Origin of the sequence: Aliiglaciecola lipolytica E3 (assembly GCF_000314975.1) — a bacterium.
Taxonomy (GTDB): domain Bacteria; phylum Pseudomonadota; class Gammaproteobacteria; order Enterobacterales; family Alteromonadaceae; genus Aliiglaciecola; species Aliiglaciecola lipolytica.
In genome coordinates this window covers 442,347-460,835 of record NZ_BAEN01000076.1, presented here as the reverse complement: position 1 = coordinate 460,835, position 18,489 = coordinate 442,347, and the positions used below count along the sequence as shown (strand labels likewise).

Genomic DNA, 18,489 nt, shown 5'->3' with positions numbered 1-18,489 from the left:
CATCGAAATTAATTGTCGGAAAAACTAATTCAATTGTAAGTTGATCTAAACTTAAAGTTTCGACTTCGCTGCTTAACGACTTTCAGATGAGCTTTACTTTTTAAACTAATCGTAACATTACAGCCTCATTACATTTTAGTAAATGCTCTTTATATCCAGTTAATTGATGTTAGTCTTAGGTTTAAAATTCTTACTAGAGTTGGTCCGATTAGAAAGCTTATGTCAAAAAACAACAGTAAATGCATTCTGCCTACTTGTGTACCGCGTCGACATTTTGTCAAAGGAACCCTTGCCAGTTCTATAGCTATTGGCATGGGAAACTTAAGTACAGCACATAGTCAAGAACATGCCAGTTCAGCCAAAAACAATACGTTAACAGGTAACGAATTTGATCTCACCGTAAGTGAGACAAGCGTGAATTTTACCGGTAATGTAAGGTCTGCAACAACGATCAACGGTAGCATTCCTGCGCCCACTTTAGTTTGGCGTGAAGGAGAAACAGTGACTATTCGGGTTACCAATCGTTTATCGGTTTCCACGTCCATTCATTGGCACGGGCTCATCTTACCCTACCAAATGGATGGTGTACCTGGAATCAGTTTTCCTGGCATAGCGCCCGGTGAAACATTTACCTACCGCTTTAAAGTGCAGCAGGCTGGCACTTATTGGTATCACTCCCATACTGGTTTTCAGGAAATGACCGGTATGTACGGCAGTATTGTTATTCAGCCTAAAGGGGGAGAGAAAACAACCACCGACCAAGATATGGTGGTGCAGCTTTCTGACTGGACCGATGAAAACCCCATGTCTGTTTTTGCCCATTTAAAACAGCAATCTGATTTCTATAATTATAACCAGCCTACGGCGCGTGACTTTTTCAACGATGCATCCCGTTACGGGATAGGCAAAGCAGTGGCAATGCGTAAGATGTGGAATGAAATGCGTATGAGCCCAACAGATTTAGCCGATGTATCCGCTACAACCTTTACCTATTTAATGAACGGCCAAACACCAAATGGCAATTGGACTGGGATATTCAAACCCGGCGAAACCCTACGCCTGCGCTTTATTAACGGCTCAAGCAACACCTTCTTCGATGTACGTATTCCTGGTTTAAAGCTTACGGTTGTATCTGCAGACGGTCAGGATGTTGAACCTGTTAGTGTCGATGAATTTAGATTCGGCCCGGGTGAAACCTATGATGTTGTAGTTAAGCCCATCGATGAGGCCCACAGTATTTTTGCTCAGTCGATGGATAGAACCGGTTATACCCGAGGAACATTGGCAGTGCGACAAGGACTGAAAGCCGAAGTTCCTACTGTCGATAAACCCATTTGGCTAGCCATGAAAGATATGATGGGCAAAATGGCGCAGGGTAATGATATGTCTGGTATGGATCACGGCAGTATGCCAATGGATCATAGCGCCATGGGGCATGGTGCTAAGTCTATGGATCACAGTCAGCATACTATGAGCAACAATCCTTTGGCAATACCTTCTCAAACTGTCAATCACGCACGTAGCGAGTATGGTCCGTCAGTAGATGCCCGAGTGGAAATGCCGAGAACCAATCTGGACGATCCGGGTATTGGCTTACGTAACAATGGAAGACGCGTGTTAACCCTTGCTGATCTGCATACGCTCGGAGGTTCATTCGACCCTCGTTTACCGGAGCGTGAAGTTGAATTGCATCTTACCGGTAATATGGAACGATATACCTGGTCCTTTGATGGACTCGAGTTTGGAAAATCTACTCCGGTGCATTTTCGCCATGGAGAACGAGTCAGGGTTATTTTACAAAATGACACTATGATGACTCATCCCATGCATTTGCATGGTGTTTGGAGTGATCTGGAAAATGACAAAGGTGAATTCATGGCCAGACGCCACACCATACCAGTACAGCCCGCGCAACGTATCAGCTTTCTGGTAACCGCCGATGCTCTCGGGAGATGGGCATGGCATTGTCATCTGCTATTTCATATGGACGCAGGCATGTTCCGTGAAGTGGTGATTTCATGAGGAATAAACAGAAAATGATTAAAAATAGCGTTATTGCCAGTGTGTTGTGTTTGTATTCACTAGCGGCACTTGCGCAGCAACATGTTCACACTGAATCTGCGGATGAGACGCAAAATACCATGGGTGGTCTGGACTCTATGCAAGGGATGGATCATCCCAAAATGCAGCAAAAGGATGCTGACGAAGCAGATATGCCAATGGATAAAGATACCATGAGTGGAATGGATTCTATGCAAGGAATGGATCATTCCAAAATGCAGCAAAATAATGCTGACAAAGCGGGTATGTCTAAGGATAAAAGTGCCATGAGTGGTATGGACGCTATGCAAGGGATGGATCATTCTAAAATGCAGCAAAAAGATGCTGCCGAAGCAGATATGCCAATGGATAAAGATGCCATGAGTGGAATGGATTCTATGCAAGGGATGGATATGTCCAACACTCCGCCGCCTAACGCACGGGATCCTCATGCTTACTCGGATGGGTTAACCCTAGATAGCGGTGCTTTCGCCTTGCCCGGACCACGGCAATTAATATTGGCCGATGAACATACATTTTGGGCGGTCACTTTTGATCGTTTTGAATATGCCGATGGCCTGTCCAGTAGTTTGGAAAGCCTCAGTCAATATGACGCGCAAGCTTGGTATGGCAATAGTTACGAGCGTTTAGTAATTAAGGCGGAGGGAGAATTAACTGACAACAAACTGGCCGAAAGTGAAACCCAGATCTTGTGGGGACATGCGATCAGCACCTTTTGGGACAGTCAGATTGGGCTCAGATTTGATAGTTCAGAAGGTCCTTCGCGGCAATGGCTAACATTTGGTGTACAAGGGCTGGCTCCTTACTGGTTTGAGGTGGATACCAGCCTGTCTGTCGGTCCCGAGGGTCGTACCGCTTTTAATTTAGAAGCCGAGTATGAGCTACTTATTACGCAGCGCTTGATATTGCAACCACGTTTTGTGGTCAGTGCCTTTGGCAAAGATGATCCTGAAAATGGTGTCGGCAAGGGACTTTCATCGTTAACTACGGGAATTCGACTTAGGTATGAATTCAGCCGCCAATTTGCCCCTTATCTAGGTGTTGAATGGACCGGGCAATATGGTAATACCGCAGATTTTGCCAAATTAGAGGGCCGGGCAACCAGACAGACACAGTGGGTTGCCGGGATACGTTTCTGGTTTTAATGAAAAATACAATGCACCAAACGTCTAAATCTCGGTGCAAAGCGACCACAGATTATGGATGGTTTAAAATTTGTTTTCGCTAGAGAGTAGCGATATTGAAACTTGCACAATCATATTCCATAAACTCCCGTCATCTATAAATAACAGGTTAAATTAAATGCAACGTAATTCATACAACAAGGACAGTCTAAGCCTAGCCGGAGCGGTGGCCATGGGCACTGGAGTCATGATTGGCGCAGGCATATTTGCATTGACAGGTCAGGTCGCCGAGTTATCCGGGTCACTATTCCCCCTTGCTTTTCTAATTGGCGCGATAATAAGTGGGTTTAGCGCCTATACCTATATAAAAGTATCGAATAAATATCCCTCAGCTGGCGGCATAGCGATGATCTTAAAAAAATCATATGGACCAACGACGGTTACGGGCGCCGCAGCTTTGATGATGGCCTTTTCAATGATCATCAACGAAAGCTTAGTTGCCAGAACCTTTGGGACCTATACGCTGCAATTATTCGATATAGGAGGTGACTCCGTACTTGTTTCGATACTCGCGATAGGCCTGATAATCTTCGCCTTTGTTGTCAATATCGCCGGCAATAAGATTATTGGAGCGATATCGACAATCACTGCGATTTTAAAAATTGGCGGCATACTGATCTTCTCACTGACAATACTTTGGGTATCTGGATTTACGTTTGAGTTTACACAAAGTGCACCAAGTTCAGAAAGTTCGAATACGGGTTTTATAGCTGGGATTGCACTCGCGATTTTAGCGTTCAAGGGGTTTACGACAATCACGAATAGCGGCGGAGAAATTGTTGAGCCTAAGAAGAATGTCGGCCGTGCAATTGTGTTTTCTTTGGCAATATGTCTGCTGGTCTATATGACCGTTGCCCTTGCTGTTGGCTCGACCTTGACTATTAACGAAATTGCTACCGCTAAAGACTATGCACTGGCAGAAGCAGCGCGGCCTGCTTTTGGTGAATACGGCGTCTGGTTCACGGTAGCAGTTGCCATTATCGCAACCGCATCGGGTCTCCTTGCAAGTATCTTTGCTGTATCACGCATGCTCGCGATGCTCACTGAGATGAACCTCATTCCACACCGTCATTTTGGAATGCCCGGTGATATTCAAAAACATACGCTAGTTTTCACCGTTATTGCGGCAGGCCTTTTGGCTGCATTTTTTGATTTAAGCCGTATTGCTTCCTTAGGCGCAATTTTTTATCTGGTCATGGACATCATCATCCATTGGGGCGTGTATCGCTATCTTAGAGAGGATGTCAACGCTAAAGCCTCAATATTACTGGGTGCTATAATTCTCGATTTGATTGTACTTGGCGCGTTTCTGAGCATGAAAGCAGCGAGTGATCCAATGATTATTGCCATTTCTTTTATGGGAATTATCGGATTCTTTGCATTTGAGAAGTACTATTTGTCAAAACGTCGGACCGACGACAAAGCAGAAAATGGCAAAGAAAAGCATTCCCATTGATATATACAAATCTGATTAACATGGTGAGCATAGGCGAAACGAAAATTATTCACTACCAGTGTATTTATCATTAACACAAAGGGAAAGAGCGTCAACAAATATCGCACTTTCATTCAATAGAATTCTATTATCTTGATCCAAAAAGCCATTTTTCTATTTCTGGTACGAATCAAATAACTTCGCAAGTTGGCTTAGGTATTCATGGGAATTGTCTCTTTGCTTGGCGTTCCCAATCTCTTCTTTGTCAAAGTAGCAAGTGCCAAGCAGACTATCAATGTAGTAAACAAGCAAAAATTGACATTCTCTTCTGCTGCTGTAACTTCCATATGTTGAATACAGTGCACCATATTATCTTGGTAAAATCCGGTAGTTTTACTGGGAATTACGGATAAGACCATATTTTCACAAATAGTTACTTGATGCACGAGGGCTCTAGTTTAAACCGCAACCAGATGTTTCATTCTGCCAGCAAATGAAGGTTGGCATATTGGTCTGCCGAGCGTTCTTTTTTATTGTCAGTTATCAGTACCTGATGAAAGTCACTGACCGCCTTAGCAGGTGCAAAATCCGTGTTCACAAAAATGCTGGGGCTTAGGATGTTTTCGTTTCTGTATGCATAGGGCAATGGTGTAAAGCATTAAAGTATGATATTCACCCGATGAAATAAACTTCTTGGTGTAAGACTTTTGAAGGACCTAGACTTCTGACACGAATCACCGCCGTAATTCAGATCGTCGTTGCTTTTAATAAAGACAAATTTAACCCTTTGGCATATTCACACTATTTAACCGCAATTTTAAAAGTAACGAGCGACCTAAGAAAAGCACTTTTCTAATGGATGCTTAAGGTCTGTCTGTGGACTACAAAGAGGATCAGAAACGTCAAAATTGACCATTGTAGTATAGTTAGTAACCCATAGCTTGGAGTGGGTAAAACAGGCATATTTGCCGGCTACTGCCAACGAGTTAGTATGTCAGTTGCTAACCACTCCATAAAAATAGTGATACTTAATCCAGTCGCTAGATAAGCTATCACCGGTGTTATAGTAATAGCATTGATCCAATTTCGGGATAGAGCAATTGCAACAGCACTCCAATATCCCAACATCATTCCCATGTTGTTTATTATTTTTCTTTTCTCACTTATCCAAAAGCGTGACAGGATTTAATCGTTTTCCATTAATAGCTGCCGAGTTTTTCGCAAGAACAGAGACCTGCTCGCTTGAATGTATGTATTAAGGTGTTTGCATCGGTCGGCAGGAATCCACTTCATTTTGCAAATTGCTTCGCAGCACAGCCATACGTTTAACACATATTATATACTATAATTTCAACTTATCTATCGGCCACCCCTCAGTTAAGTTAGTAATAGCGCTATTCAAGTGCAGCTATAGACTGTAAAGGTTTGACTACCCATGATTAACGCCGTTTTTTCAACCAAGGTATTGCCACCCAATTTGGCCGCTTCGCTGCGTGCTAAATCAAGCACTTCAGTGGCTATCTTTTTATCTGTACGCGCTGAAGCCCATCTATCTCTTGATTTCTCGGTGACAGTACCGAGCAACGTGCAATCAGCAACATCCGATGGGTTTTGTAGTTTCACTGCTTGATTCTCAGCTTGGAACTTCCCCAAACTACAGGCCGAAGTCACCGCCAGTAAAAATGTTAGCGTAAAATATCGTGTCAGCATGTTCATAATTCAATCTCAATTGTTAGAGTTATAAAAACAACCCAATATATTTTATTGCGTCTCGGCAGAAGTAGTAGCAGTAAGAAAAAAACAGTTTAAATAAAAAATTATCTGCCAACGCTAGGTAATATTAGACTTAGCAAAAGCGTTTAATTTTATTGTCATGTTTATTTTCTGTGTTTAAACATTAATAGTTAATTCGATCTTCAATTTGGCTCATTAATGGGCCATTTCTTGATTGTCCTTGGGATCGCGCGCAGTCAATATATTGTACTGTTCTGCCGTTAACTCAGGTAGTTGTTGTAAAAAAGCTACCATCGCCCAAATTCTTTCGTCCTCATGGGTCGGTCCCCAGGCTGGCATACCTGATGCCTTAATACCATGTTTGATAACCCAGAATTGTCGCTGGGCTAAGCGAATTTTGTCATCATTTTCCAACTCCAATTCCCTTTCATTAGTCGCGAGATTAGGTGGTGTGGGATACAAGCCCAAACTCATATCACTTCTAGTTTTACCCGGCTTTAAATGACAAGCACTGCACATATCGTTGTAATCGACGCCCCCCATAAGAAGAAGATCGGGCGAGTCCAAAGCCGGTACCAGAATGTCTTTAGATGAACGCTCTATCGCCTTGTTCCTAAGTGTTTCTAACAGCCAATATTCCACTTTGTTATGGGGCACATCAGCACCGATCGGATAAGTGCCAGAATAAATAAAGAGACCAACACCTATCACTGCACTTAAAATAACAATAACAATGGCTTTAATCATGTTCATATTAGATTCTTTTTATCGTCTAAGTTTTCAGAGGCAGATTTGACTTGCACGCCCCAGAGAATCAGCTAGTGCTTATCTTTGTGCGCTTGCTCGCTCTTGTCCATTATCGCGTTGTGATGTTCTGTCTGTCCTTCCATTTTCATATTTCCGTTCATCTTCATTTCACCGTCCATCATCTTCTGGCACTTTTTCATCATTGCCATAGCGACGGGATCGTTTTTCTTCATGTTTTTTATATCCTTCATGGCGCTACAATCTAGAGCTTGGTTTTCTTTAGCATGCTCTTTGGGATCGTGCGCCGCTGCATTTATTGATATTCCTATCAATGCAAATGTTAGTACAGATAATATTTTGTGGCTTTTCATCATTAATACTCAGGTTTATTGTTTATGTTTATTGTAGAAGTATTCAAATACTTTTACTTAGGTCTTCAATCAATTTTACTGACAACAATTCTAATCGTCGAAAGGTTCATCATTGTTGTCATCGTTCATTGTCAATTTTACGTCAACACCAGTACAGGTCATAAAGATTACAGAAAACGCTTCGTCAACTTGCTGCGTGAACATGACTAGAAGAATGACAATTTAAGCAATTCTGTGTAACACCAAAGCCTTTCTATTATAACACAAAGAGTACAATTCAATTCTGCTCAAATAGAAACGGATTCACTATACTCCTCAAACATGTCTATGCGATTACCCTTACATTACACTTACGTAATTTAGGGCGACAACGTTGTATTTATAATTTCTATTGAGTAACAGAAGATCGTAATCGATGGAGTATAAAGTGGTCTAACAACTGATTCCAAAAGGCGTTTATTCACTTCATTATGTTGCGCTAAGCTATTTTATTTCCCTTAAGATGTGAACACACTGCATTGTTATTGGAGTTCATTAGCTGCTTTTTTCTATCTGCTCAGCAAAGGAAAGTTTATTGATTTTGACAAATAACTCTATTGTGGATGGTTAACTGCTTCTTGAATCACTCTTATGGCACAAAACTTGATGTAACGGATAGAAAGTAAGCCAAACTAATAAGAAAATGGACTGTTTGAACAGATTGTTCATAGTAATAGTTACACAGTAAGTAAATTTTACACAATAGTTAAGAACGGAATTGAGGGTTTATAAATTTATATGACTCACGGCACTTACAGATTTATTACTTTTAGCGATTTACTTAAGTACCTGCTACTTATTGCAGCCATGCCTAATGGCTTTTCTGTGATTGCCTGTGAGAGTCAAGATATAAAAATTAGCTCGCCTATACTTCAAATGATTGAAGCGGAACATTTTGCGTCTAACACTAACAGTCAGGGACACAGAAAAAATCACGATAGCCAACATTTTATGGAAAAGTGTTGTTTGGGTTTCTGTGATTGTTCTCATGCGAAATCTATTTCGATTTGGACGCCTGTTAGTGATTACGGTTCTTCACTTGGAGAGCTACTGCAACTAGAGGAAGTTCAACATATGACTATAAATGTCACAAGTAATTTAACTGAAATTGGGCCAACTCATTGGCATGAGTTGATACTCCCTTACACTATAGACGGGATTTCATGCGTGCCTTTTCCCGTTATTGCGGCAGGCCACACCTTTACCTATGAATTCGATATTGAACAAAACGCTACATATTGGTATCACTGCCAATCAGGTCCTCAGGGACAACTTGAGCACCTTGGTCCTAAGATCATTGAACCTAGAGATGGCGATATCGGTGCGGAGGGGGAACACAAAATTATTCTCAGTGACTGGACCTTCGAGGACCCTCACGATGTATTCCGTCATCTGAAAGTTGCCCAAGGGAATTACAATTACCAGCAGCGCACAATTGATGACACGATTAATGATATAAAGAATCAGGGACTCATCAATACAGTCAAGGAACGAGCAACGTGGTCTCGTACGCGCATGAATCCAAGAGACATACTTGACGTAACGGGCGCGACCTATACATACCTAATGAACGGCCGTGACCCACAAACAAACTGGACTGAGTTATACAAATCGGGAGAAAGCGTACGTATAAGGCTTATTAACGGGTCTATAATGACATACTTTGATACCAGTATTTCGATGGAAGCGGAATATGATTATCGAGTTTTGCAAACGTCGTACATACAACCACGCAAATCTGTGTCTGCGTCACTATCAGAGTCAGAGCGGTTCGATAGACCATCTGGGGTTAATGCCATTCGTGTTGGCCTACGCTATCGAATGGAGGTTTCTCGTGAAATTGCTCAGTATGTTGGTGTTTTTTGGTTAAAAACATTAGGAAATACTGCATACAACCTTTGTAGCATTGGAGGTTCTGTTCACGAAACAGGCATTGTTTTTGGTGCTCGAGCATGATTCTGATGCCTGAACTTTACCAACAACTTATGGCGCTTTTTCTTCAGCTTTTGATTGCATTAGTTGCGGTTATTGCATGTGCGATGAGTCACTATCGTATATTGCAGTTCTTGGAAAGGCGAATAATGAACGCCTTCACTGGAGCGTACGGTCTAATTGTGCTTTTTTGTGGAATTACCGTTTCTCAACTATTCGCAGCACTATGGTTCACATTTGCTTTTCAAGCGTCCATAACGATGGACTTAGGCAACGTAAGTGGTGGCACACTAAATCCATTCATTGAGCTTTTCTACTATTCGATTATTAACTTAACTACGCTGGGTCTTGGTCAGATTGAGGCTTCTGACCACTTAAGATTTCTTGCTGGCGTGGAGGCCATGACGGGCTTTTTGCTAGTGAGTTGTTCAGCGTCTGTGCTTATTCGATATATGAAACATTAACCCTAAACTTGAGGAATTATATATGTCTAAATATACAAAATTTTTCGCAATGATACTTACTTCGACGGCTTTCATGCTGGTCATGATGTACTTCAATTCGTATTCAATTGAACACGTGTTTTTTAGTGAAACTCGCCTATACATGGCTATTTACATGGGCGCAATGATGGCAGTTATCATGCTGCTATTTATGCTCAACATGTATGAAAGCAAAACTAAAAACGTAGCTATTTTAGCAAGTAGCGTTGCCGTCTTTTGCTTTGCTCTATTTTTGGTGCGATCGCAAGCTACTATTGAAGATAGCGCGTGGATGAAAGCGATGATACCCCATCATTCCATTGCAATATTAACCAGTGACCGCGCAAACATCGCCGATGCCCGTGTTCAGCAGTTAGCAAAAGAGATTATCAGCGCACAAGAGCGAGAAATAAAAGAAATGGAATGGCTAATCGCAGATATTAAAGAAAACGGTATTGCGTCATCAGAAAGCGAAGCTTCAAGACGTCCTGTACCGGATTTTTCAGGCGAGTAATTACGAGTTTTCACAATCAAAAAATAGTTGGAGAATCATCATGAGTAAATCGGCATCGCTGTATAGAATGCATACGAAAGAACACATTTGCCCCTATGGTTTACGTTCAAAAGACTTATTAGAGAGAAAAGGGTATGACGTCAAAGATCATAAACTGAGCTCTCGTGAAGAAACAGATAAATTTAAAGATAAACATGGCGTTGAAACAACGCCTCAAACCTTTATTGATGACGAACGTGTTGGAGGTTATGACAACCTCAGAGAATTTTTCAACATGGGCGAAGCCGGGCAGACTGGCACAACCTATACACCTGTTATTGCAATTTTCGCGACCGCATTTCTAATGGCATTAGCTATTGTTTTTGCTCAAACCGGAACTATCGAATCGCTGTTATCAGTTTCAGTAATCGAAATATTTGTCGCGCTAAGTATGTCCATTTTAGCTATCCAAAAATTACGGGATTTGTATGGCTTTACCAATTCTTTTATTACTTATGACCTGTTGGCAATGCGTAGCATTCGGTATGGATACGTTTACCCATTTGCTGAAGCATTCGCAGGAATAGGTATGCTTGCGGGATTGTCTGGCTTTGTTGTTGGCCCAGTGTCCTTATTTATTGGGACAATAGGTGCGATATCGGTATTTAAAGCCGTGTACGTGGATAAGCGTGAATTAAAATGTGCCTGCGTTGGTGGAGACAGTAATGTTCCCCTTGGGTTTGTTTCGTTGACCGAAAATCTATTTATGATAGGCGCGGGACTTTGGATGCTATATCTGGCAATCGGCAGTTAAGTGTTATGTGTCGCTCCAACCATTATGGATGGAGCGACAAGTTATGAGTAATTGTGTCAATATTTTAACCAACACTTTTAACCTTATTAGTGCAATACCAGAGGACCCAACTACCTAAGGTTATATCAAGGGCACCGCAAAACATTGGCCACCACTGCGGTATATGGTTTCCAACGCTTAAAATATGCATGGCAAAATCGTAAAGGCCATGACCTATTAAAAGGACACCAATTGCCAATGTATAGCGAGAATACCAATACAATGTAATGAGTGTGAAGAGCACAAAAAACATCCACTCATGCCATATAAATCGACTTTCTAGCACTCCAAATAATGGATAATAACTCGCGATCACAATAGTGAGTGTTGGAAAAAAACTTCGGTCTTTATCGAATTTATTTAACTTCGCCAATCCAATGATTAAAACCGCTACCATAGCCCCTATTGAAGTACTCACTAACACGTTAATCACCCACGTGCCGGCAATAGGAAAATTGCCCCTTCCAGCGGCCAAAACTTGCCACGTTTTTACTCGTCTTTGCTTGTAGAAAACGCTTTTAAAGCTTGTTCCAGCGAATCTTCAAATTTTTCTTTATTGCGACAACCGTCATCATTTTGATCAGAACCGTTTTCTGCTGGTTTAGCAGCTTGATTTGGTGTGTTTGTGACTTGGAGTAAATCGTTATTAAGCATTGTGGAATCCCATTTGTTCGCGTTGATTACATTTTGAAAATTCATGTGCCAATACTGCACTAGTTATCTTCAGCAAAGACCAAGCCAAAGTTTAAAATGAACACACGTTTTGAATTAATCCGACTGACAGTAAACAGAATTGAAAACGGATACTCTCAATGCAGCTATACAATGCGCCTAACAATCTGCCCATCACATCATTACAACGACTTTCGCACCTTCGCTCGTCAACTTTTCTACGCAAAAAATAGCGACATTGCCAGCGCCCGAAATAAGCGCTGTTTTTCCCGCTAGTTTTCGTTGCGCATATTGAGCATATGTTGGGTGAAATAAACAACACCGTAACCTGTCGCCTCGGTTCTGATAAGGCTACCGCCATAAGAAAGTCCTTTGCCCGTTAGCGTTACGACAAATCGATTCTTTAATCGCTTATATTGACCAAATAAAAAACTAATTTCCCTTCCACCTACACCGATGTCGCCGGCTGGGATGTCTGTATCTTCCCCAATATGGTTTGAAAGCTCAATCATTAGTGATTGGCAAAAGCGCATGATTTCACGATCACTTTTTCCTTTAGGATCGAAATCACTGCCACCTTTTCCTCCCCCAGAGGAAGTCCAGTCAGTGCATTTTTATAGACTTGCTCAAACGCTAAAAACTTTAATACACTTTGCGTAACATTCGGGTGAAATCGCAGCCCGCCCTTATAAGGCCCAATAGCATTATTAAACTGAACTCTCCATGCTCTATTGCAGTGGAAGTGCCCCTTATCGTCCTCCCAACACACTCGAAAAATCACAATGCGGTCAGGCTCTGTCATTCTTTGCAATATATGGCCATCACATAAGGCATAACGGAACCTGTGAATTCATGTTCTGCTTGATGGAATTCATGCTCGGCTGGGTTTCTTTCAATTATTCCCAAATTAAATGACTTAATTCTGTCCGCTTCGTTTTTATTATGTTACACAGTGTTGTCCTGTTTTCGTTTGGTATGGCTGAACGATCAGGCGTAATATAAGGCTGATCGTTGCTATTGAAACAGTTACTTTTTATAGGTTTTCCTAGGTGGAACACGGTGGCAACTCCAGGGTTTGTGTTTTGCATTTTCACGAATGTTTTCGTCAACGAATTGATAATAGCCTTCTTTCATTTTTGTCCAAAAGTCGTCCGAAATGTCTGCCCCGTTGTCACGAATGATTGTCTCAATGCCATCTAAATTGCAGTGGGTTGCATCGTAGCCTATATGCAGGGTACTTTTGGCGTCCTCAAATGAAACCGCATCGATTCCAAAGGTCCCATCAATGCCAGCAATAATTGCTTCTATGTTATCTTCGGTAATGCCAACCAACTTTAAATGCCGCACGACTAAATTCGCCTCTGATACACCGACTCTGTGATCTAAATCGCTCATCTTTTCCTCCTATAAATCGATTGTTAACTTGTTTATTTTCGTCATTTCTTTAATTATTTAAAACACTATAGGCACCTAGCTGCTGCTTCATTAACGATTGTAAAATTGACATTCTTTGTTCAAGATAAAACAAATGTTCGTCGACCGAATTTCCCATGACTACAAAGTCGTCCCCTTCTATAGCGCTGTCGATAAGAACGAGACTTCGTTGAAGGCCATTTGTGTACGTTTCTTCCAAATGTGCTTTGTGTTGCACATCCGTTTCACTTTGGAGCCTCTTCTCAATATTCGTTAAATAAGTTTCCATCATCTTCATATGCTCAACGATGAGTGTTTGCCTTTCAGAGACGTCGTTGATCCGTTGAATGCGTTGCATAAGTGCATCCATGACACGCTCGTTACTTCGCAGCATATCATCCGCGCTCATCGACGTTTGAGCAGCAGCAAATATAGCGGGTAACAACCCTCCGACGAACACTAATGAAAGTAGTACTTTGTTCATTTTGTAATCCTTAATTAGCGCTTGAAACGTTTGAAATACCCATACGGGGAAACCAACCGGGCGTCGTTTGTTTATAGTGTCTGTAGCTATCACCAAACTCGGATTCAGCTTGCAGCTCTTCTCGTGTGGCGAGTCGAACATAAACAACAATAAGAATTGGAAACATAAGTAAGGTTGGCAGTGTTGGCCATTGCAACAAAAAGCCAAACATGATCAGTATAAATGCAACATATTGTGGATGCCGGCAGCGCGCGTACCATCCAGTAGTGGCTAAACTACGCGATTTTTGCGCGTGGTGAAGGACACTCCAAGAAGCGGAAAGTAAAAAGAAACCTAAAATGATGATGACATTACTTAAGATGTGTAAAACATCCCAGTGAGCATCGCCGGATAGCCCCAGCAAGGTATGCCACAAGTGACCATTTTCATGCGCTAAAAAGTCTACCCCTGGATAACTTTCCGCTAACCACCCTGACAAAAAGTATATTGTCAGGGGGAAACCATACATTTCGGTAAATAAGGCCACAATAAAAGCGGAAAATACACCTAGGCTTCGCCAATCTGTTTTCGACTTCGGCTTGATGAAACTAAACGCAAAAAAGATAAAAATGGCTGAGTTTATGATGACTAGTGCCCAAAGCCCATAATCAGAATCACCGTGCATTACTATTCTCCGTTTTATGTTTTCCTTTACAGGCCTGCTCTAACCCTTCGATATAGCCTTTTCGATATTGCTCATTGTCCTCGGTTTGTTCTTTAAATGTCTTTTCGGTGTGATCATGTGTTTCATGTCCTTTGCCATGACTGCCGTGCATAAAAATGTGCATGACAGGGCACAACAACAAGATCAAGTAAGGTAAATACGGAAACACATGCTCACCATGCTCAACCAGCAAGAAGTAGCTCGCGGCGGTAATAAGGCCTATGGCAGACCAACCACTGGGTGTGCGCCAAAAGGGGACTTTTTGTTTATTCATAATACACCTCGCTTTGGAATCGTTTACGTTAATAAAAAGCGTTTAATCACTTGATCACCAACGTGCCACGATACATTTGCATCTGACAATGAAATGGGTAAACGCCGGCACTGGAAGCAGGAATGGTGACCGTCACTCGCTTGTTAAGCGCTAATGTTTCATTGATATCCAACTCCGGGATCAATAACGTTTCTGCACAGGGCGTTGCATCTTGTCTGACGAACATAAGCTGAAAGGATTGATGCGCCGGCACCGTGATATTGGCAGGCTGATACACGCCATCTTTTACAAGGACTTCGATACTGCCGTCTTTTATCTCCGTTGATTGAGCTTTGTAAAGCCAAAACCACCAAACAATAAGCCCAATCAGAATAAGCCCTGCTAAATTAATCCATATCATCATTGTGTTCTCCTAGTGCTCTTTCGCTTTAAATAGACGTAATCGGTTAGCATTGGTCACCACCGTTAGTGATGAAAATGCCATCGCTGCACCAGCAATAACTGGGTTAAGCAGTATCCCTAAGAAAGGATAAAAGACGCCTGTCGCAAATGGTATTCCAGCGACATTATAGATAAATGCACCGAAGAGGTTTTGCTTAATGTTACGCAGCGTTGCTTTGCTCACGGCAATTGCATCCGCTAACCCGTGGAGGGAGCCGCGCATCAACGTTATATCCGCACTCTCTATTGCTACGTCAGTTCCTGTACCAATCGCAAAGCCGACATTGGCATGAGCAAGGGCCGGTGCGTCATTGATCCCATCACCGGTCATACCCACGATTTCGCCTTCACGTTGAAGTTCAAGTATTTTGTTTGCCTTATCTTCCGGCAATACTTCGGCAACGTAATCTGCAATCCCCGCTTTTCGGGCGACGGCTTTTGCGGTCAGTCGATTATCTCCGGTTAACATCACAACACGTATCCCGTTATGCTGTAGCCGCTTTATCGCATCTATTGAGTCGGGTTTTATTGGGTCAGCGACGGCAATCACGGCGACTAATGTAGAATCAATAGCAAAATACATAGGAGTCTTTGCATCCGCTGCTAACCTCTGCGCTTTATCGATGTAATGATGAAGCTCTATCCCTTGTTCTATCATCAATTTTTCATTTCCAAATAGCAGGCGTTGAGAATTTAGCATGGCTTCAACTCCCTTCCCCGCAATGGACTGAAAATCAGTAACGGAATGGATCGGCACACCTTGCTCCTTTGCAGATTCTACGATCGCCATGGCAAGTGGATGCTCAGAACCAGACTCAAGGCTAGCCGCCAAAGAAAGCACGTCGTTGTGACTATGATCTGAAGCTATAACGACATCTGTTACTTTAGGGGCCCCCTCAGTAATAGTGCCTGTTTTATCTAGAACCATAGTGGTTATTTTTGATGCAGATTGCAGCGCTTCGCCGTTTCGGATAAGAACCCCCGCTTCAGCCGCCTTTCCCACACCGACCATCACCGACATCGGTGTGGCCAAACCCAAGGCGCAAGGGCATGCAATAATCAGTACTGTGGTTGCAGAAACGATTGCAAAAGCTACTTCAGGAGATGGACCAAAATTCAGCCAGACCAGCGCACTGATCACGGCAATGATCATGACGACCGGTACAAAATAGGCGGAAATCATATCTGCTAATCGACCAATAGGCGGTTTAGAATTTTGTGCGCGTTTTACCATGTTAATAATTTGAGCAAGCGCGGTATCTTTTCCCACGCGCTCTGCTCGAAAGACGATAGAGCCAGATTTGTTGATCGTGCCGGCAACAACCTCATCGTCTTTTCGTTTTTCTATGGGCATGGGTTCACCCGTTAGCATTGATTCATCAATACTTGTCTGGCCCTCGACAACTAAGCCATCAACAGAGATGCGTTCCCCAGGGCGAACCCGGATAAGATCATTTAGAAGAACATCTTCAATCGGAATATCTATATCATGCCCATCACGAATGACGCGAGCTGTTTTGGCTTGTAAACCAATCAGTCGTTTAATTGCCTCGGACGTTTTACCGCGTGCTTTTATCTCAAGCGCTAAGCCTAAATTAATGAGACCAATGATCATGGCTGTTGCTTCAAAATAGACATGCCGCGCCATTTCAGGCACATATCCGGGGAAAAACACAACGACCATAGAGTACAACCAGGCTGTTCCTGTCCCCAATGCAATCAAAGTATCCATGTTCGCGGCGTGATTTTTAAAGGAGTTCCAAGCACCTACATAAAAATGCCGACCAGAAAACACCATAACACCCAATGTCATGATCCCTACAATCAACCACACGATCCGCTCAGTGGTCGTGTTGACGCTCATTTCCCCCGTCACCAAGCCATAAAGCATAAGTGGCACACCCAGAGATAATGCAATGACCATGTCTCGCATTAGTTTTTTATAATATGCCCAGTCCGCCTGTTCCTTTTCTTCAATGGCAGCCTCATCTGAATCCGTATTCGCTAATGTTGCGTTATACCCAGCTTGCTCTACCGCCTTAATCAATGCGTGGGAGGATGAACTGCCCAACACCAACACCGTGCGTTCAGCAAAATTCATCTCAGCATTGGTGACACCCGAGACCTGTTTTAAGGCCGCTTCAATTTTAGACACACAACTGGCGCAACTTGCACCTTGGATATTGAGTTGTACCTCACCTGAAGACGCAGAGACTTGCTCAGCATGTGTTTCACTCTCGACCGCCTTACTAGCGGTTGATACTTTTTTGTCACCGCCACAACACGCATGGGCTTTCGTATTGTCTGTTTTTGCATTCATGAGCCGCTCCTTCTCTAAATATTGTTATGATTTAAGTGCTGTGAAACCTTCAATCAAATGGCAAATTGTATCGGCAGTTTGATGCTGATCCGGTGTATTTTCCCATTCTGACATGGCTTTTCGCATTCGCATTCTTAGCTCATGCATGTCCTGATACCGCCGTTCGGTTTCTTTCAACCTTTTTTCAATAAGGCATCGCACAGTCGGGCAGGGTACGTTTGTTCGCGAAGACGTAACTAATATTTCTTTGATATCATTGACCGAAAATCCTAATGATCGCGCACTTATAATAAATCTCAATCGTGTTAAATCTTGAGGCCGATAATATTTGTAACCATTGTGAGATTTACTTGGCTCCAGAAGCCCAATGCGCGTGTAATACCGCACACTGTCGGCGCTAATTCCTAGTGCATCTGCAATTTCTTTAACGCGCATTTCAACGCTCCTCTTTTATCAACATAGATATGCGGTTAAGCACGCCTTTAATCCTATGTTCTACTCTCACGTTACCAGGATAAACCTATGTGTTGCTCACAGGTCAACATCTATTCTTTCAGCAGATCCTTGGAAGCGGCTCATCTTCGAGTTCATTCATGAAACGCCTTCCTCCCATTGGCGTAACAATGGTCACGCGCCCTTTTGATTCGGTGTTTTTTACTATTACACCAATGTGTTCGGCCTGCTCCCCGTTTCGAATGCTCCGCCAGTGTGCATAGCACGAACCGCGTGCACCCCAATGCCATCATCTCGCTGCAATAGATTTCCAACACCAATGATAGCGTAACGCTTAGCCGCATTTTTGATTTGGTCAATTGGTGTAATAGTTTCTAGTGATAGCATCGGTATTTTCC

General features: G+C 42.6%; 20 protein-coding genes and 2 pseudogenes. 7 read left to right on the top strand and 15 right to left on the bottom strand.

The features are described 5' to 3' along the window. The first annotated feature begins 219 nt into the window (after window positions 1–219). From GLIP_RS20620 to GLIP_RS20610, 3 genes are all read left to right on the top strand, one after another. Window positions 220–2,022, top strand: coding sequence for a copper resistance system multicopper oxidase (locus GLIP_RS20620; RefSeq protein ID WP_040523707.1), 1,803 nt, complete (start codon window positions 220–222; stop codon window positions 2,020–2,022). A gap of 14 nt (window positions 2,023–2,036) precedes the next feature. Next, window positions 2,037–3,206 carry a copper resistance protein B gene (locus GLIP_RS20615; protein WP_008846667.1) on the top strand — a complete coding sequence of 390 codons (1,170 nt, stop codon included), beginning with the start codon at window positions 2,037–2,039 and terminating at the stop codon, window positions 3,204–3,206. A gap of 157 nt (window positions 3,207–3,363) precedes the next feature. Further along, window positions 3,364–4,701, top strand: coding sequence for an APC family permease (locus GLIP_RS20610; protein ID WP_040523705.1), 1,338 nt, complete (start codon window positions 3,364–3,366; stop codon window positions 4,699–4,701). A 1,377-nt stretch (window positions 4,702–6,078) separates the two neighbouring features. On the opposite strand, the gene GLIP_RS20600 is transcribed toward GLIP_RS20610, so the two are convergent. The 3 genes from GLIP_RS20600 to GLIP_RS20590 all read right to left on the bottom strand — a co-directional run bounded on the left by GLIP_RS20600 (window position 6,079) and on the right by GLIP_RS20590 (window position 7,535). Beyond that, complete coding sequence (locus GLIP_RS20600) at window positions 6,079–6,396, bottom strand: DUF4156 domain-containing protein (RefSeq protein ID WP_008846663.1); 318 nt, start codon at window positions 6,394–6,396, stop codon at window positions 6,079–6,081. A gap of 213 nt (window positions 6,397–6,609) precedes the next feature. Further along, window positions 6,610–7,167, bottom strand: a complete 558-nt coding sequence (locus GLIP_RS20595; protein ID WP_008846662.1) for a c-type cytochrome — start codon at window positions 7,165–7,167, stop codon at window positions 6,610–6,612. 65 nt (window positions 7,168–7,232) lie between these two features. Continuing rightward, a complete protein-coding gene (locus GLIP_RS20590) occupies window positions 7,233–7,535 on the bottom strand; it encodes a hypothetical protein (RefSeq protein WP_040523702.1) in 303 nt (100 codons plus the stop codon). A gap of 774 nt (window positions 7,536–8,309) precedes the next feature. On the opposite strand from GLIP_RS20590, the gene GLIP_RS20585 reads away from it, so the two are divergent. The 4 genes from GLIP_RS20585 to GLIP_RS20570 are packed head-to-tail and all read left to right on the top strand — an operon-like array spanning window position 8,310 to window position 11,292. Further along, window positions 8,310–9,527 (top strand): copper resistance protein B, encoded by a 1,218-nt coding sequence (locus tag GLIP_RS20585; RefSeq protein WP_008846658.1) that lies wholly within the window; start codon window positions 8,310–8,312, stop codon window positions 9,525–9,527. 5 nt (window positions 9,528–9,532) lie between these two features. Further along, entirely contained in the window at window positions 9,533–9,967 is a 435-nt protein-coding gene (locus tag GLIP_RS20580) for an ion channel (protein WP_226992264.1), read from the top strand. A 22-nt stretch (window positions 9,968–9,989) separates the two neighbouring features. Further along, window positions 9,990–10,499: a DUF305 domain-containing protein gene (locus tag GLIP_RS20575; RefSeq protein WP_040523700.1), complete on the top strand. Its 510-nt coding sequence runs from the start codon at window positions 9,990–9,992 to the stop codon at window positions 10,497–10,499. A gap of 40 nt (window positions 10,500–10,539) precedes the next feature. Continuing rightward, entirely contained in the window at window positions 10,540–11,292 is a 753-nt protein-coding gene (locus GLIP_RS20570) for a MauE/DoxX family redox-associated membrane protein (RefSeq protein WP_008846655.1), read from the top strand. Between the two features lie 64 nt (window positions 11,293–11,356). On the opposite strand, the gene GLIP_RS20565 is transcribed toward GLIP_RS20570, so the two are convergent. The 12 genes and pseudogenes from GLIP_RS20565 to GLIP_RS20515 form a co-directional block, all read right to left on the bottom strand. After that, window positions 11,357–11,806, bottom strand: coding sequence for a hypothetical protein (locus GLIP_RS20565; protein ID WP_008846654.1), 450 nt, complete (start codon window positions 11,804–11,806; stop codon window positions 11,357–11,359). Window positions 11,807–11,820: 14 nt separating this feature from the next. Next, on the bottom strand, window positions 11,821–12,030 hold the full coding sequence (locus GLIP_RS20560; RefSeq protein ID WP_226992263.1) for a serum response factor-binding protein: 210 nt from the start codon (window positions 12,028–12,030) through the stop codon (window positions 11,821–11,823). Between the two features lie 147 nt (window positions 12,031–12,177). Beyond that, window positions 12,178–12,302, bottom strand: a pseudogene (locus tag GLIP_RS22525) (hypothetical protein); the annotation flags it as partial. Further along, window positions 12,276–12,805: pseudogene (locus tag GLIP_RS21805) on the bottom strand (Glu/Leu/Phe/Val dehydrogenase dimerization domain-containing protein). The pseudogenes GLIP_RS21805 and GLIP_RS22525, both read right to left, overlap by 27 nt. Window positions 12,806–13,029: 224 nt before the next feature. Beyond that, window positions 13,030–13,398, bottom strand: a complete 369-nt coding sequence (locus GLIP_RS20550) for a hypothetical protein (RefSeq protein WP_008846651.1) — start codon at window positions 13,396–13,398, stop codon at window positions 13,030–13,032. Between the two features lie 49 nt (window positions 13,399–13,447). Next, on the bottom strand, window positions 13,448–13,900 hold the full coding sequence (locus GLIP_RS20545) for a hypothetical protein (protein WP_008846650.1): 453 nt from the start codon (window positions 13,898–13,900) through the stop codon (window positions 13,448–13,450). Window positions 13,901–13,910: 10 nt separating this feature from the next. Continuing rightward, window positions 13,911–14,564: a methyltransferase family protein gene (locus tag GLIP_RS20540; RefSeq protein WP_008846649.1), complete on the bottom strand. Its 654-nt coding sequence runs from the start codon at window positions 14,562–14,564 to the stop codon at window positions 13,911–13,913. Then, entirely contained in the window at window positions 14,554–14,877 is a 324-nt protein-coding gene (locus GLIP_RS20535; protein WP_040523698.1) for a DUF2933 domain-containing protein, read from the bottom strand. The genes GLIP_RS20540 and GLIP_RS20535 overlap by 11 nt, the downstream gene beginning before the upstream one ends. Window positions 14,878–14,923: 46 nt before the next feature. Then, window positions 14,924–15,280 carry a cupredoxin domain-containing protein gene (locus tag GLIP_RS20530; protein WP_083880152.1) on the bottom strand — a complete coding sequence of 119 codons (357 nt, stop codon included), beginning with the start codon at window positions 15,278–15,280 and terminating at the stop codon, window positions 14,924–14,926. Window positions 15,281–15,289: 9 nt separating this feature from the next. Next, the gene (locus GLIP_RS20525) at window positions 15,290–17,638 is read right to left on the bottom strand and encodes a heavy metal translocating P-type ATPase (RefSeq protein WP_008846645.1); all 2,349 of its coding nucleotides are present in this window, start codon (window positions 17,636–17,638) and stop codon (window positions 15,290–15,292) included. A 24-nt stretch (window positions 17,639–17,662) separates the two neighbouring features. Then, the gene (locus GLIP_RS20520; protein ID WP_040523696.1) at window positions 17,663–18,073 is read right to left on the bottom strand and encodes a MerR family transcriptional regulator; all 411 of its coding nucleotides are present in this window, start codon (window positions 18,071–18,073) and stop codon (window positions 17,663–17,665) included. Between the two features lie 225 nt (window positions 18,074–18,298). Further along, window positions 18,299–18,478 carry a hydrogenase 1 maturation protease gene (locus tag GLIP_RS20515; protein ID WP_008846643.1) on the bottom strand — a complete coding sequence of 60 codons (180 nt, stop codon included), beginning with the start codon at window positions 18,476–18,478 and terminating at the stop codon, window positions 18,299–18,301. Window positions 18,479–18,489 lie beyond the last annotated feature (11 nt).

Excerpts from the sequence above, each read along its gene's own strand:
- GLIP_RS20620 (WP_040523707.1), top strand. The coding sequence starts at position 220 with ATGTCAAAAAACAACAGTAAATGCATTCTGCCTACTTGTGTACCGCGT.
- GLIP_RS20615 (WP_008846667.1), top strand. The coding sequence starts at position 2,037 with ATGATTAAAAATAGCGTTATTGCCAGTGTGTTGTGTTTGTATTCACTA.
- GLIP_RS20610 (WP_040523705.1), top strand. The coding sequence starts at position 3,364 with ATGCAACGTAATTCATACAACAAGGACAGTCTAAGCCTAGCCGGAGCG.
- GLIP_RS20600 (WP_008846663.1), bottom strand. The coding sequence starts at position 6,396 with ATGAACATGCTGACACGATATTTTACGCTAACATTTTTACTGGCGGTG.
- GLIP_RS20595 (WP_008846662.1), bottom strand. The coding sequence starts at position 7,167 with ATGAACATGATTAAAGCCATTGTTATTGTTATTTTAAGTGCAGTGATA.
- GLIP_RS20590 (WP_040523702.1), bottom strand. The coding sequence starts at position 7,535 with ATGATGAAAAGCCACAAAATATTATCTGTACTAACATTTGCATTGATA.
- GLIP_RS20585 (WP_008846658.1), top strand. The coding sequence starts at position 8,310 with ATGACTCACGGCACTTACAGATTTATTACTTTTAGCGATTTACTTAAG.
- GLIP_RS20580 (WP_226992264.1), top strand. The coding sequence starts at position 9,533 with ATGCCTGAACTTTACCAACAACTTATGGCGCTTTTTCTTCAGCTTTTG.
- GLIP_RS20575 (WP_040523700.1), top strand. The coding sequence starts at position 9,990 with ATGTCTAAATATACAAAATTTTTCGCAATGATACTTACTTCGACGGCT.
- GLIP_RS20570 (WP_008846655.1), top strand. The coding sequence starts at position 10,540 with ATGAGTAAATCGGCATCGCTGTATAGAATGCATACGAAAGAACACATT.
- GLIP_RS20560 (WP_226992263.1), bottom strand. The coding sequence starts at position 12,030 with ATGAATTTTCAAAATGTAATCAACGCGAACAAATGGGATTCCACAATG.
- GLIP_RS20550 (WP_008846651.1), bottom strand. The coding sequence starts at position 13,398 with ATGAGCGATTTAGATCACAGAGTCGGTGTATCAGAGGCGAATTTAGTC.
- GLIP_RS20545 (WP_008846650.1), bottom strand. The coding sequence starts at position 13,900 with ATGAACAAAGTACTACTTTCATTAGTGTTCGTCGGAGGGTTGTTACCC.
- GLIP_RS20540 (WP_008846649.1), bottom strand. The coding sequence starts at position 14,564 with ATGCACGGTGATTCTGATTATGGGCTTTGGGCACTAGTCATCATAAAC.
- GLIP_RS20535 (WP_040523698.1), bottom strand. The coding sequence starts at position 14,877 with ATGAATAAACAAAAAGTCCCCTTTTGGCGCACACCCAGTGGTTGGTCT.
- GLIP_RS20530 (WP_083880152.1), bottom strand. The coding sequence starts at position 15,280 with ATGATGATATGGATTAATTTAGCAGGGCTTATTCTGATTGGGCTTATT.
- GLIP_RS20525 (WP_008846645.1), bottom strand. The coding sequence starts at position 17,638 with ATGAATGCAAAAACAGACAATACGAAAGCCCATGCGTGTTGTGGCGGT.
- GLIP_RS20520 (WP_040523696.1), bottom strand. The coding sequence starts at position 18,073 with ATGCGCGTTAAAGAAATTGCAGATGCACTAGGAATTAGCGCCGACAGT.
- GLIP_RS20515 (WP_008846643.1), bottom strand. The coding sequence starts at position 18,478 with ATGCTATCACTAGAAACTATTACACCAATTGACCAAATCAAAAATGCG.